Source organism: Thermococcus henrietii (genome assembly GCF_900198835.1).
GTDB lineage: Archaea > Methanobacteriota_B > Thermococci > Thermococcales > Thermococcaceae > Thermococcus > Thermococcus henrietii.
In genome coordinates this window covers 2,105,964-2,119,433 of record NZ_LT900021.1, presented here as the reverse complement: position 1 = coordinate 2,119,433, position 13,470 = coordinate 2,105,964, and the positions used below count along the sequence as shown (strand labels likewise).

The following is a 13,470-nucleotide window of genomic DNA, read 5'->3' as shown; positions in this document are numbered from 1 at the left end:
GTAAATGTCTTGAGTCCAGATGGACATCATTACTGGGGTTAGTAGTTCATCACCATGATGAAACGTTCAGCGAAAGCTTTATTACTTCATCAACACAATTCTTATTGCCTCAATAGACAGAGGTGGGCATTTATGAAAGGTAAAACCGCAGTAGTGCTTTTGGTAGTTTTTTTGGTTGCGTTTTCTGTAGTGGCCAGCGGCTGTATTGGAGGAAGCAGTGTTAGCAAGACGACCGTTAGTCCGGCTTCCCCAAGCTCCTCATCCAGCCAGTCCAGCGCGAGCTCAAGCGCTTCAAGCACAACTTCAAGCTCCTCGGCTGGGACAACTACCACAACCGTCCAGCAGTCCAAAGCGGTTAAGTACATAGAGGAGCACCTCTCCAAGGCGACCGTTGTTGATACCCCGAAGTACGTGGTTGTCGTTGGTCCTGCGGGAAGCGGTGCGAAGGTTAGCAACCTGCCGAACAAGCCCGTTGTAGTCGTCTCCTACAAGGTCAACGAGCAGAAGACCCCGACCATTCAGGAGCTCATGAAGAACCAGCAGGGTTTCGGTCAGATTAACCCCGCCTTCATGCGCGACCCTGACCTCGATGCCCTCATCCAGGTAGCGAGGAAGGTTACCGACCCAACCCTTAGGGGTGCCCTCTACAACGCCCTCTACATCCTCGCCAACAAGCTCGTTCCCGAGATAATCATCGGTGACAACAAAGCAACCCGTGTTTACTGGAACTGGGTCCACAACTGGTACTACAACCCGGTTCTCGCCGCGCGCTGGGACCTCGTTATGGAGGACAAGAACGCCCCCAAGGTGCAGATTGGAATAGGCAACTACGAGAACGAGCCTGGAACGATAGTTGAAACCACCATCGGATGGCCGAGCTCCTTCGACCCGGCCTTCGACTACGAGACCTTCGGATGGGCCCTCTACCACAACGTTGGTGACACGCTCGTTACCTACTGGGAGAGCGAGACCAAGAAGGTCTCACCCGACCTTGCGGTTGCTTGGGCTCACAACAAGAACGGAACCGTCTGGTACTTCGTCATCCGCGGTGGAGTCAAGGCCTACGACCCCAAGACCGGCAAACTCTACCCGATTAACGCCACCGACGTCGAGTTCGAGTTCTGGCGCATCCTCAGGGCTGGCTACTCCGTCAACTGGATGCTTGCTACCTACACCGACCTCAAGAAGAGCTACGCCATGAGCGACCAGGAGTTTAACGAGGTCCTCTCCAAGGGCGGAATAATAGCCGACTACAACGGCAAGACCAAGGAGGTTAAGAGCCTTAAGGAGCTCCTCCAGTTCTTCGGCTACAGCGGACCCACCGCCGGCGTTTACAAGCTCGTCCTGCCGCAGCCGTACGGTGGAATACTCAGCGTTCTCGCGGACCCGTACCTCATGGTCATCCCGGCCAAGTACATGCTCGGTGACAAGTACGAGGAGGCCATGAAGGCGGCGGACTGGGGCAGGAACCCCGAGGCCTGGAACAAGTACATCCAGCAGGGTTCCAACGACCCGATTCACAAGATGCTCCAGAACAACCTCATCGGTGTCTTCACCGGGCCGTTCTACATCAAGGCCGCCAAGCAGAACAGCTACATAATCCTCGAGAGGAACCCGTACTACTGGAACTCCAGCGTCTGGAAGAAGCTTGAGGAGAAGTACCCGAACTACGTTACCACCAAGCGCGTCATCTACGTCATCTCCAACGACGCCACCACGAGGATAAGCCTCTTCCAGAAGGGTGTTGCAGACATCGCCGCCGTCCCAGTTGACAGGCTCAATGCCGTCAAGAACCTCAAGCTCGGCAACTTCCAGTCCAAGATTGACTCCTTCGTAACTCCGGACATGCTCTTCATAGTCCTCAACGTCCAGAAGAAGCCCTTCGACAACCAGCTCGTCAGGGAGGCTCTCGCATGGGCAACCCCGTACCAGCAGATTTACCAGGCCGTCTACAAAGGCTACATGGTGCCCAACTACGGACCGATTCCGATTGGATGGCTCGGCTATACGACCTACGGCGTTACCAAGTACACCTACAACCTCGCCAAGGCCCTTGAGCTCATAAAGAAGTCGGGAATCGACCCGAAGAAGTACACGATAAGCATCTACTACAACACTGGAAACTCACAGCGTGAGAAGCTGGCAACGCTCCTCCAGAACAGCTGGGGACAGCTCGGCTTCAAGATTTCAGTGACGCCGCTCTCCTGGCCGACCCTCCTCAGCAAGACGGCCAGCGGTGACTTCGACGTCTACATTGTCGGATGGGCCCCGGACTTCCTCGACCCGGACGACTACATTGGCCCGTTCCTCCAGAGTGCGGTTGTCTTCGACAGCCTCAACTACGAGGTTATAAACGGCTGATTCCCTTTCTTTTCTTTCGATTGTTCTAAACGTAGAAGCTAAAGGAGGGAAAGGACGTGGCAGGGCTTGGAAAGTTCCTCGTTAGAAGGGCACTGACTTTTATCCCAACCCTCATCGGAGTCACGCTCATCGTTTTTGTAATAGCCTACGTAATCCCGGCCAATCCCGTCCGAGCCTGGGCCGGGGGTGAGAAGGCTTCTCAGGCCGCAATCGAGATGATTAAAAAGGAGTACCACCTCGACCAGCCTTGGTACGACCAGTACATTTTCCTTGTTAAGGGTCTCTTTACGAACTCCCTGCTCGACCCCCTGAATCAGGAGCCGGTTTTTACGAACATAGGCAATCGTTTCGTTGTAACGTTCCAACTGGCGTTGTTTGCGTTCCTGTTCGTGGTCCTAATGGGCCTCCCGTTGGGTATAATCTCCGCGCTTAAGAGGAACACAACCACTGACATGGTTCTCAGGATAATAGCTTTGATATTCATCTCAACGCCAATCTACGTTATAGCCTACCTCTTCATATGGCTCTTCTTCATTCACTGGAACATGACGACACTCGCGGGAATTCCGCCGGGTCCGCCCCACAAGATAACCCACATCCCCGTCATAGACGACATACTAACGCTCAACTGGGGCAACTTCGTCGAGCAGGTCAAGCGCTTCTGGCTCCCGGGCTTTACGCTTGGAATCGCCGCGGCGGGTGTCCTCATGAGGTTCACGAGGAACTCCTTCCTTGAGGCATACAGCAGGGACAGCACGCTCTTCCTCAAAGCCAAAGGAGTTCCAAAGAGCAGGCTCTACAGGCACGTTCTCAAGAACGCCCTCGTCCCCGTCATAACAATCCTCGCCCTCCAGTTCGGAGGACTGCTCGCAGGAACGCCGATTACCGAGACCGTCTTCAACCTCCCCGGAATCGGTCGCTACGCGCTCCAGGCGATAATGTACCTCGACTTCCCAGCGCTCATAGGTGTGACCTTCCTCTACGCCATAGTCTTCGTTACCGCCAACCTCGTTGCAGACATCCTCTACGCGGTCATAGACCCGAGGGTGAGGTTCTGAGGTGGTTGCCATGGCCGATACCAAGGTTGAGGAGTACGAGACGAGGGAAGAATACGAGATGGGCATACTTGACAGGTTCAGCGACAAGCTAATAGACGGCTTTGCGTCCTTTATGGATCACATCAAAAAGGACTGGAAGCGTAAGAACCAGTCCAAGATAAAGGAATGGAAGCTGATGGCCTACGCCATAAACCGCTCACCGCCGACGCTCTTAGGGCTCTTCATCGTTATCATCTACATCTTCATCGGAATCTTTGGCCCATATCTGGCCCCGTGGCCCTACGACTTCTTCCCCGTCAACTACAACTACTCCGCCCAACTCGCGCCTCCCGGCTCAACGTATTTCCTCAACGTGACGACGATAGAGAACGGCTACATAGTCCACTACACGACTCACATTCACTACCTCCTCGGCTCCGACACCTACGGAAGGGACCTCGTCAGCATCCTGCTCGCCGGTGCGAGGACGGCACTAGTGCTGGACATCTTCATCATCCTGATAGGCCCGACGATAGGTATAATCCTCGGCTTAATCTCCGGCTACTACGGCGGCAAGATTGACGAGCTCATAATGCGTATAACAGACATGTTCCTTGCCTTCCCTGGATTAATCCTCGCAATAGCCCTCTCCGCAGTTCTGCCCGGCAGGATTCAGAACTTCCTCAACGCACACGCATGGGCGCAAACCCTCGTGCTCAAGCTGTTCGCACTCCATCCAAGGGACGTTAACAACCTCGGAAAACTGCTGGCCGTCTTCGTTGCCCTTGTCATAGTCTGGTGGCCGGGTTACGCGAGGATAACGCGTGGTTCGACGCTGACCGAAAAGGAGAACCTCTACGTCGAAGCCGCCCGTGCTATAGGTCTGCCAACGAGGACGATACTCTTCAGGCACATTCTTCCGAACATCATCGGCCCGATACTGGTTATGATTACAATGGACTTCGGTGGAATCATCTTAACCGAGGCCGGCCTGAGCTTCCTTGGACTCGGTGCGGTTCCACCGATACCGGACTGGGGTAACCTCATCAACCAGGGCTCTCAGCAGTTCCCACAGGCGTGGTGGCTGGTCGCCTTCCCGGGAATAGTCATAGTCACCGTGGTTCTTGGCTGGAACCTCCTCGGCGATGGTTTGAGGGACATACTCGACCCGAGAACGAGGAGGAGCCTCGAGTTCAAGCTCAAGAAGAAGTCCACTGGAGGTGAGGCCAGTGCCTGAACCAATCATAGAGATTAGAAACCTCAGCGTTTACTTTTACACTTACGCGGGAGTGGTCAAGGCAATCGAGAACGTCTCATTTGACATATACCGTGGTGAAACCCTGGCACTGGTCGGCGAGACCGGCTGTGGAAAGAGCGTCACATCAAGGGCGATAACCAAGCTCATCGAGAGTCCGGGAAAGATAGTGAACGGACAGGTCATCTACCACCGCGACGACGGCTCAACCGTTGATTTGCTCAAGCTGAGCGATGAGGAAATCAGGGAAATCCGCGGTAACGAGATAGCCTACATATTCCAGGACCCGCATTCCTCCCTAGACCCGCTCTACACCGTCGGCTACCAGATTGGAGAAGCTATGGAGGTTCACGGAAAGGTCAAGAACATCAAGGAGGGCATAGTGAAGGCCGTCAACATACTCCGCGAGGTTCTAATTCCAGACCCGGAGAACAGGGTGAAGAACTACCCGCACGAGCTCAGCGGTGGTATGAAGCAGAGGGTCGTCATAGGAATTGGAATAGCCAACAACCCGCGCCTACTTATAGCGGACGAGCCGACGACGGCCTTAGACGTCACGGTTCAGGCCCAGATACTCGAGCTACTCAACGAGCTGAAGAGGAAGTACAACGCGACTGTGCTCATGATAACCCACAACCTCGGTGTCGTCGCCGAGACAGCCCAGCGCGTCGTCGTCATGTACGCCGGGAAGGTCGTCGAGATAGGAACAGTCGACCAGATATTCCACAACCCGCTTCACCCCTACACCGCGGCGCTCCTCAGGGCCGTCCCGAACCCGCTCGGAAAGATAGAGAAGCTCGAGAGCATCCCGGGAACGGTGCCGAACCTCATAACGCCACCGAAGGGCTGTCGCTTCCACCCGAGGTGCCCGTTGGCCGAGGAGAGGTGCAGGAAAGAGGTTCCAGAGCTCAAGGAGATAGAGCCGGGTCACTTCGTGGCCTGCCACAGGTACTGAGGTGATGATGATGGAGCCAGTGCTCAAGGTTGAAAACCTCAAGAAGCACTTCCCTGTTAGGAGCCTCCTTAGGACGGTGGCGTGGGTTAAGGCCGTTGACGGCGTCAGCTTCGAGATTCAGCCCGGAGAAACCTTTGGACTCGTCGGCGAGAGCGGTTGTGGAAAGACCACCACGGGGAGGACAATCCTCAGGCTAATCGAGCCGACCGACGGAAAGATAACCTTCAAGGGCAGGGACGTGACCAAGCTCAAGGGCAAGGAGCTCCTCTGGTTCAGGAGGCACGCCCAGATAATGTTCCAGGACCCCTACTCGTCGCTCGACCCGAGGCAGACGGTCTTCAACATCATAATGGAGCCGGTTAAGTTCCACGGCATCGAGGTTGACGACCCGGAGGAGTTCGTGATAAGGCTACTCGAGAGCGTCGGCCTCAACGAGATGCACCTCTACCGCTACCCCCACGAGTTCAGCGGCGGTCAGAGGCAGAGGATAGCGCTGGCGAAGATACTCGCCCTCCAGCCTGATTTCGTCGTCCTCGACGAGCCGACATCAGCTTTAGACGTTTCGGTGCAGGCGAACATACTCAACACCCTCAAGGACCTCCAGAGAAGGCACGGCTTCTCGTACCTCTTCATAAGCCACGACCTCGGTGTCGTTAAGTACATGAGCCACAAGATGGGCGTTATGTACCTTGGAAAGCTCGTCGAGGTCGGTCCAGCCGAGAAAATCTTCGAGAACCCACTCCATCCTTACACCCAGATGCTTCTCTCGGCCATACCAATTCCCGACCCGGAGCTGGCAAGAAAGAAGAAGAAAATGGAAATCAAAGGCGAGCCGCCGAGTCCGATTAACCCGCCGAAGGGGTGCCGCTTCCACCCGAGGTGTCCCCTCGCGAAGGCAGGGCTCTGTGACAAGCAGGAGCCTCCAATGGTTGAGGTAGAGCAGGACCACTACGTTGCCTGCTGGCTGTACGCAAAGGCTTGAGCCCCCTTTCTTATTTCTTCCGTTAGAGCTATTTTTCCGAGAATGGCCGAATAGAACGCCGTTCTGAATGTTGGGTCCATCCTCAGAAGGTTGGTGTAGACCTTATCGGTTCCCCCGTCACCTACGACCTCGCCCCCTTCAAGCCACAGCCTGCGGTAGACAACGCCCTTCTCCCTCACCCTAACCTCGGTCAGCTCACTTTCTCCTTTTACTCCGAGGATTTTCCCAAGGAGCGCTAGTCCGAGTGTATTCTCACGCTCGACCTTGGCAAGCTCCTCGTCTATTGCTATGTGTCTGCCGTGACCCGTTGGAATTCCAAGTATTCTCCAGACGTTCCAGCGCCTCATATGGCCGACTCTCTTCTCCCGAGCCTCGATGGATGCACCCTGCAGGACCATATAAAGCTCTTTTAGGAGTTCTTCAACTGGCCTTCCCAGTAGAACGGGGAGGGGATTTGTTGCCTTGACTGCTCTGAGCGACCTAGCATCCCTAACAAGCGTTACCTTCCTGGGGGTCAGAGAAACAAACTCCGTGAAGTATGCGTCAATGGCATAAGTGCCTCTTCCCCGGTCTTTCTTCCAGACTTCAAAAACAACGTACGGAACTTCCATACCCATCCCAAACCTATTTAACCGCTCCCTCAATAAGGATTGCGGTCGAAATGAAGGTTGACGAACTTCCCGTTGACGAGAGACTTAAGGCCGTCATCAAGGAGAGGGGAATAGAGGAGCTTTACCCACCGCAGGCTGAAGCCTTGAAGAGCGGTGTATTAGAAGGTAAAAACCTCGTTTTAGCAATTCCAACGGCGAGCGGAAAAACCCTCGTGAGCGAGATAGTCATGGTGAACAAGCTCCTCCGTGAGGGGGGCAAGGCGGTTTATCTGGTTCCCCTCAAGGCCCTCGCCGAGGAGAAGTACCGCGAGTTCAAGGAGTGGGAGAAGCTGGGTTTGAAAGTTGCCGCTACAACAGGCGATTATGACTCGACCGACGACTGGCTCGGGAGGTACGACATAATAGTCGCCACAGCTGAGAAGTTCGACTCCCTTCTCAGGCACGGCGCGAGGTGGATTGACGACGTTAAGCTCGTGGTTGCCGACGAGGTTCACCTAATCGGCTCCTACGACAGGGGTGCGACTCTGGAAATGATTCTAACCCACATGCTCGACAGGGCGCAGATATTGGCCTTGAGCGCCACCGTCGGCAACGCGGAGGAGCTGGCTGAGTGGCTTGACGCTTCGCTGGTGGTCAGCGACTGGAGACCGGTTCAGCTGAGAAAAGGTGTTTTCCACCTCGGAACGCTCATCTGGGAGGACGGGAAGGTTCAAAGCTATCCCGAGAACTGGTACTCTCTCGTCACCGATGCCGTAAAGAGGGGCAAGGGCGCGCTCGTCTTCGTCAACACGAGGCGCTCGGCCGAGAAGGAAGCCGTGGCTCTCTCGAAGCTCGTATCGTCTCACCTGACCAAGCCCGAAAAGCGAGCCTTGGAAAGCCTTGCCAATCAGCTCGAGGACAACCCCACGAGCGAGAAGCTAAAGCGGGCCCTCAGGGGCGGTGTTGCCTTCCATCACGCCGGGCTGAGCAGGGCAGAGAGAACCCTCATCGAGGACGCCTTCCGGGACGGTTTAATCAAGGTAATCACGGCGACGCCGACCCTCTGTATGCACCCAGAAACGCCAGTAATCACAAAAAACGGCGTTAAAAAAGTAAGTGAGCTCAGTGAAAGAGATGAAGTTCTGACCCACAGCGGCAATTTTAAGAGAGTCATCTCCCCCATCAAACGGCCACATAGGGGCAGGATGCTTGTAATCAAGGCGAGAGGCACCCTTCCTGTGAGGATAACACCCGAGCACATGGTGTGGGTCGTTAAAAGAATTCGCCACAAGGCCCACTACTCCGATGGAAGGCAGGTGATATGGTGGGAGTTCAAGGGGCCGGAGTGGATAACCGCTCAAGAACTCAAGGAACTCGTTGAAAACAACGGGGACGAAAAGGTATCGTACATGCTCCTTCAGCCAATTCCAGAGCCGAAAGTTATGGTGGACAGAATCCCTCTGCGGAAACCGAGTTATGTCTCAAATCAGTTTGGAAAAACGGATAAATTGCACCCCTCTGTGAGGAGAACCCCCGAGTTCTTACCACTAAACTTTGAAACTGCGAGGCTGTTAGGCCTGTGGATTGCCGAAGGTTCAACTTCTAAAACTGGAGTTATAAAGTTCGACATTGGCTCCCACGAAGAAGAGATTACGGAGTTCCTCATGGAGACCATTAGGAAGTATTTCCCACATGCTAACGTTGTTGTGGAAGACCACGAGCGGAATAGGAGGGTAGTCCGCTTCTGCAACAAGAGATTTGCAGGATGGCTCAGGGAGAACATTGGCCATCAAGCCCATGAGAAGAGGATTCCTGATGTGCTCCTGTTTAACGCGAGCAGGGAAGTTAGACTCGGCCTTCTGAGGGGCCTCATTGAGGGGGACGGCTACGTTAGAAAAGATGATGTCAGAAGAGCTAACTATGTAAACTACACAACGGTCTCCTCAACTTTAGCGTATCAACTTCAGCTCCTCATCGGCTCCCTTGGATACGTGTCTTCAATTTCGAGAAGTGTGCGGAGGCCGGGAATTGGAAAGAGCAGAAAACCGATTTACGAAGTCAAAATCAGCGGACGCTCCTACTATGAATTACTTGGTGAACTTGGTCTTGAGGTTCCCCCGAAAGGAAACAGGACCTACAACGTGAACACAATCTGGAACGGTTATCTTCTCTTCAAAGTTCGCTCCGTTGAGGAAGAGTTTTACGAGGGTGAGGTCTACAACCTTGAAGTCGAGGACGATGAGAGTTATAGTGTTGGCTTTATCGTGCACAATTCGGCGGGCGTAAATTTACCCTCATTCAGAGTAATAATCCGCGACACCAAGCGCTACGCCGGCTTCGGCTGGACCGACATTCCCGTTCTGGAAATCCAGCAGATGATGGGAAGAGCGGGAAGGCCGAGGTACGACAAGTACGGCGAGGCGATAATAGTTGCCAGAACTGACGAGCCGGGCAAGCTTATGGAGCGCTACATCCGCGGGAAGCCTGAGAAGCTCTTCTCGATGCTCGCCAACGAGCAGGCCTTCAGGAGTCAGGTTTTGGCCTTAATCACCAACTTCGGAATCAAAAACTTCCCCGAGCTCGTCCGCTTCCTTGAGAGGACCTTCTACGCCCACCAAAGGAAGGATTTGAGCTCGCTCGAGTACAAAGCGAAAGAGGTTGTTTACTTCCTCATAGAGAACGAGTTCATCGACCTTGACCTCGATGACAGCTTCATGCCGTTACCCTTCGGCAGGAGAACGTCTCAGCTCTACATAGACCCGCTCACGGCCAAGAAGTTCAAGGACGCCTTTCCGGCAATCGAGCAGAATCCGAACCCCTTCGGAATCTTCCAGCTCATAGCCTCAACCCCTGACATGGCGAATTTAACAGCGAGGAGGCGCGAGATGGAGGACTACCTTGACCTGGCCTACGAACTCGAGGACAAGCTCTACGCGAGCATACCATACTACGAGGATTCGCGCTTCCAGGGCTTCCTCGGACAGGTGAAGACGGCGAAGGTTCTCCTCGACTGGATTAACGAGGTTCCTGAGGCGAGGATTTACGAGACATACCTCATAGACCCCGGCGACCTCTACAGGCTCCTTGAGCTTGCTGACTGGCTCATGTACTCGCTCATCGAGCTCTACAAGCTCTTCGAGCCGAAGGAGGAAATCCTGAACTACCTCCGCGACCTGCACCTTCGCCTGAAGCACGGCGTCCGCGAGGAGCTCCTCGAACTTGTCAAACTTCCCAACATCGGAAGGAAGAGGGCGAGAGCCCTTTACAACGCCGGTTTTACGAGCGTTGAGGCGATAGCGAACGCAAAACCTGCGGAGCTTCTCGAAGTCGAGGGCATAGGTGCCAAAATCCTCGACGGAATCTACCGCTACCTCGGAATCGAGAAAAGAGTAACGGAAGAAAAGCCGAAGAGAAAGGGGACTCTGGAGGACTTTCTTCGATGATGGTTATCTTTTTAAATCCCCTCCGAGCTACTCGGGGTGGGCTCAATGATAGTAATAGTCACTGGAATGCCCGGTTCAGGTAAGAGCAAAATCGTCAAGGCCTTTGAGGAGAGGGGATTTCCAAGCGTTTCTCTCGGCGACATCGTCCGCGAGGAGACCCTAAAGCGGGGCCTCGAGCTCACCAAGGAGAACGTTGCCAAGGTCAGCATTCGCCTGAGGCAGGAGCTCGGTCAGAACGCCGTTGCCAAGCTCGCGGTCGAGAAGGTGAGGGCCCTTCTGGGGGAGAGCCCGTTAGTGGTCATAGACGGCGTTCGCTCCCTTGACGAGGTGGGGACCTTCAGGGGAGCCTTTCCGGAGGAAGAACTCATCATCGTCGCTGTCCACACACCGCCGAAGCTCCGCTTCGAGAGGTTGAAGGCCAGGGGAAGGCACGACGACCCCCAGAGTTGGGAGGACTTTGAGGAGAGGGACTGGAAGGAGCTCCGCTTTGGAATCGGTGGCGTTATAGCGATGGCCGACCACATGCTGATAAACGACGGGAGCAAGGAGGAGTACGAGGAGAAGGTAGAGGCCCTCGTCGAGGAAATCATCCGAGGGCTGAATCGAGGAGGAGCATGACGTAGAAGCCCGCGAAGAAGCCCAGCGTGACGAGGGTCTCGCTCTTCTCTCCCCTGTATATCTCTGGAATCATTTCCTTCACTGTGACGTAGAGCATTGCCCCTCCTGCAAGGCCGAGGCCGTAGGGCAGGCTCCATGAGAAGGTCGTAAAGAAGACCGCCCCGAGGATTACCATGACCATCTCAGCTAAACCGCTCAGCACTCCAATGAGAACCGGGCCGAGGCTCTTCTTCTGTATGACCGCGAGCGGGAGCGAGACGACGGTTCCCTCGGGGAAGTCCTGAATGCCTATCGCTATGGCCGTAACGAGGCCGACTTCGAGGTTGTAGACGAGGGACGTTCCAACCGCCAGCCCCTCGGGCAGGTTGTGGATTATGAGCGCGAAAACGAGGAGCCAGACCTTTCTGAGGCGTTCCTTCATTCCCTTCGGCCCCTCATAACCCTTGACGAGGTGCTCGTGGGGCAGAAGCCTGTCAACGGCGTAAATCAGCAGGACGCCGAGGGCTATCCCAACGGCCACGGGCGGAAACCCGGCGCTCTCTATTCCCGGCAGAATGAGCGAGGTGAAAGATGCCACAATCATAACCCCTGCCGCGAAGCTGAGCGAGAAGTCAACGCCACCCTCGGGAATCCGTTTGGCGAAGAGTGCCACCATGGCTCCGAGCGACGTCATGAGCGCGACGAAGAGGCCCGCGTAGAAGGACACCCAGATTGGGCTTCCCCCGCTGAGTTTGAGGAGGTACCTCGCGAGCCCCTCGATGAAACCTTCTAACATATTTAGGCCACCCTAATTATTTGGGCGGTTGGGTTTATAAGCCTTCTTTCGACCTTAGCCCGGTGAGAGCATGGAGGAGCTGTTTGAGGAAGTCGAGCTTGAGGCGTACGTTTACCCGACCGAAAGCCTTGAGAAGGTAAAGAGGGCGATGCTGAACCTCGTGCCCGATTTGGAGTTCGAGGCCTTTGACCGGGGCGATTACGTAATCCTCACCGGGAAGACGAGGAGCAGGAAAGCGCTGAGCAGGCTCTACGAGCTTTTCAGGGGGCAGGCGATACTCGACACCGCGCGCTCCTTCCTCGAGGAGGGCTACTTTGGCGAGGAGATAATAGTCAAGGTGAACAAACAGGCCGCTTACGCTGGAGTTGTGAACTTCAACGAGGAATCCCCGTTGGGCCCCATAACGATAATAATCCGCACGAAGAACCCGAGGAAGCTCATGAAGTGGCTCGCCCCAAGGACCAAGGACGGCGTGCCGATTGAGTGATATCCGGATGAGTGCTGTTTTCCACAATTTTCCGGCCCACTTTAGCCTTCCTCTGGAGAATGCTCTTACAGGCCCACCCCGGAAATCGATTTTTATGGTTATGTAGACGTAACTTATTGGAATGATTTTGTTGGTCTGTGTAACGAGATATTTTCGGACAGTTTTAATGATGCCTTTCCAACGCCTAAACGACCGTAAAACCTGTTTAAATCAAATTGTTTTTGGGAGAAACGCAGGATAGCCGTTGGACGACCCAACAGAGGTCAGTAACACCTCGGGAAATCGCGGTAAGCTATTCCCTCGACTGGGGGAAGCGCTAATCAGGTTGCTTGCACTTGTGGGAGTGCCCATCAAGCGGTTTGGACAAGCCACAAAAGGCCAGGGTTAAAGCCCGATTTCCAGAAAGGCTTAAATATCGAGAGGTCCTTCTTCCTTTGTTGGGCGAAAGGACGAGTTTCGCCCCCTGTTGCAATAAGACTCTAGGAGAATTGAAAGGGTTGATATTGGCCTTAGCTCCACACGGCTCACCCAAAGTTGCAATAAGACTCTAGGAGAATTGAAAGCGACTCTCTCGTAAATTTTGAGGTCTTTCCTCGGGAGGTTGCAATAAGACTCTAGGAGAATTGAAAGCCCTTACGGAGAATAAGTTTGACTCTTTTCTCTTTGAGTTGCAATAAGACTCTAGGAGAATTGAAAGTGAGAGGCTCTTTAACGTCGGCGATTTCTCTAACGCTGTTGCAATAAGACTCTAGGAGAATTGAAAGCTGTAACGGTAACGTTCGCCTTCTGGTTGGCGTTCACGTTGCAATAAGACTCTAGGAGAATTGAAAGAGCCAAGTTCCAGCCCCACACGACCCAACTTTTCCACGTTGCAATAAGACTCTAGGAGAATTGAAAGTTTTCTGTTCGTGTTTGGTCTCGGGTTTGAGCGTGGCTGTTGCAATAAGACTCTAGGAGAATTGAAAGC

Annotated in this window: 9 protein-coding genes, 3 pseudogenes and 1 CRISPR repeat array (1 of these 13 cut by a window edge); of the genes and pseudogenes, 10 read left to right on the top strand and 2 right to left on the bottom strand. The window is 54.3% G+C overall.

Annotated elements, in window-relative coordinates; genetic code table 11:
* Positions 1–132: 132 nt before the first annotated feature.
* From CS910_RS11555 to CS910_RS11535, 5 genes are read left to right on the top strand one after another with little or no spacing between them, the layout of a single operon-like run.
* Positions 133–2,361: an ABC transporter substrate-binding protein gene (locus CS910_RS11555; RefSeq protein ID WP_099212229.1), complete on the top strand. Its 2,229-nt coding sequence runs from the start codon at positions 133–135 to the stop codon at positions 2,359–2,361.
* Between the two features lie 56 nt (positions 2,362–2,417).
* On the top strand, positions 2,418–3,419 hold the full coding sequence (locus tag CS910_RS11550; protein WP_099212227.1) for an ABC transporter permease: 1,002 nt from the start codon (positions 2,418–2,420) through the stop codon (positions 3,417–3,419).
* A 10-nt stretch (positions 3,420–3,429) separates the two neighbouring features.
* The gene (locus CS910_RS11545) at positions 3,430–4,635 is read left to right on the top strand and encodes an ABC transporter permease (RefSeq protein WP_099212225.1); all 1,206 of its coding nucleotides are present in this window, start codon (positions 3,430–3,432) and stop codon (positions 4,633–4,635) included.
* Positions 4,628–5,608: an ABC transporter ATP-binding protein gene (locus CS910_RS11540; RefSeq protein WP_099212223.1), complete on the top strand. Its 981-nt coding sequence runs from the start codon at positions 4,628–4,630 to the stop codon at positions 5,606–5,608. The genes CS910_RS11545 and CS910_RS11540 overlap by 8 nt, the downstream gene beginning before the upstream one ends.
* A 7-nt stretch (positions 5,609–5,615) precedes the next feature.
* Complete coding sequence (locus CS910_RS11535; RefSeq protein ID WP_099212221.1) at positions 5,616–6,590, top strand: ABC transporter ATP-binding protein; 975 nt, start codon at positions 5,616–5,618, stop codon at positions 6,588–6,590.
* Here CS910_RS11535 and CS910_RS11530 read toward each other — a convergent pair.
* Positions 6,557–7,207 (bottom strand): hypothetical protein, encoded by a 651-nt coding sequence (locus CS910_RS11530; protein WP_145955415.1) that lies wholly within the window; start codon positions 7,205–7,207, stop codon positions 6,557–6,559. The genes CS910_RS11535 and CS910_RS11530 overlap by 34 nt on opposite strands.
* Positions 7,208–7,251: 44 nt before the next feature.
* Here CS910_RS11530 and CS910_RS12225 point away from each other — a divergent pair.
* The 4 genes and pseudogenes from CS910_RS12225 to CS910_RS11510 form a co-directional block, all read left to right on the top strand.
* Positions 7,252–8,265, top strand: a pseudogene (locus CS910_RS12225) (DEAD/DEAH box helicase); the annotation flags it as partial.
* Positions 8,248–9,273: pseudogene (locus tag CS910_RS12220) on the top strand (LAGLIDADG family homing endonuclease); the annotation flags it as partial. The pseudogenes CS910_RS12225 and CS910_RS12220, both read left to right, overlap by 18 nt.
* Positions 9,274–9,453: 180 nt before the next feature.
* A pseudogene (locus tag CS910_RS12215) lies at positions 9,454–10,623 on the top strand (helix-hairpin-helix domain-containing protein); the annotation flags it as partial.
* Between the two features lie 45 nt (positions 10,624–10,668).
* Positions 10,669–11,241, top strand: a complete 573-nt coding sequence (locus tag CS910_RS11510; protein WP_099212217.1) for a dephospho-CoA kinase — start codon at positions 10,669–10,671, stop codon at positions 11,239–11,241.
* On the opposite strand, the gene CS910_RS11505 is transcribed toward CS910_RS11510, so the two are convergent.
* On the bottom strand, positions 11,210–12,016 hold the full coding sequence (locus CS910_RS11505; RefSeq protein WP_099212215.1) for a ZIP family metal transporter: 807 nt from the start codon (positions 12,014–12,016) through the stop codon (positions 11,210–11,212). The genes CS910_RS11510 and CS910_RS11505 overlap by 32 nt on opposite strands.
* A 70-nt stretch (positions 12,017–12,086) precedes the next feature.
* On the opposite strand from CS910_RS11505, the gene CS910_RS11500 reads away from it, so the two are divergent.
* Positions 12,087–12,503, top strand: a complete 417-nt coding sequence (locus CS910_RS11500) for an RNA-binding domain-containing protein (RefSeq protein ID WP_099212213.1) — start codon at positions 12,087–12,089, stop codon at positions 12,501–12,503.
* A 465-nt stretch (positions 12,504–12,968) separates the two neighbouring features.
* Positions 12,969–13,470: direct repeats of the CRISPR family, unit length 30 nt; unit sequence GTTGCAATAAGACTCTAGGAGAATTGAAAG; it runs 265 nt beyond the window's last position.

Excerpts from the sequence above, each read along its gene's own strand:
- CS910_RS11555 (WP_099212229.1), top strand. The coding sequence starts at position 133 with ATGAAAGGTAAAACCGCAGTAGTGCTTTTGGTAGTTTTTTTGGTTGCG.
- CS910_RS11545 (WP_099212225.1), top strand. The coding sequence starts at position 3,430 with ATGGCCGATACCAAGGTTGAGGAGTACGAGACGAGGGAAGAATACGAG.
- CS910_RS11535 (WP_099212221.1), top strand. The coding sequence starts at position 5,616 with ATGATGGAGCCAGTGCTCAAGGTTGAAAACCTCAAGAAGCACTTCCCT.
- CS910_RS11530 (WP_145955415.1), bottom strand. The coding sequence starts at position 7,207 with ATGGGTATGGAAGTTCCGTACGTTGTTTTTGAAGTCTGGAAGAAAGAC.
- CS910_RS11510 (WP_099212217.1), top strand. The coding sequence starts at position 10,669 with ATGATAGTAATAGTCACTGGAATGCCCGGTTCAGGTAAGAGCAAAATC.
- CS910_RS11505 (WP_099212215.1), bottom strand. The coding sequence starts at position 12,016 with ATGTTAGAAGGTTTCATCGAGGGGCTCGCGAGGTACCTCCTCAAACTC.
- CS910_RS11500 (WP_099212213.1), top strand. The coding sequence starts at position 12,087 with ATGGAGGAGCTGTTTGAGGAAGTCGAGCTTGAGGCGTACGTTTACCCG.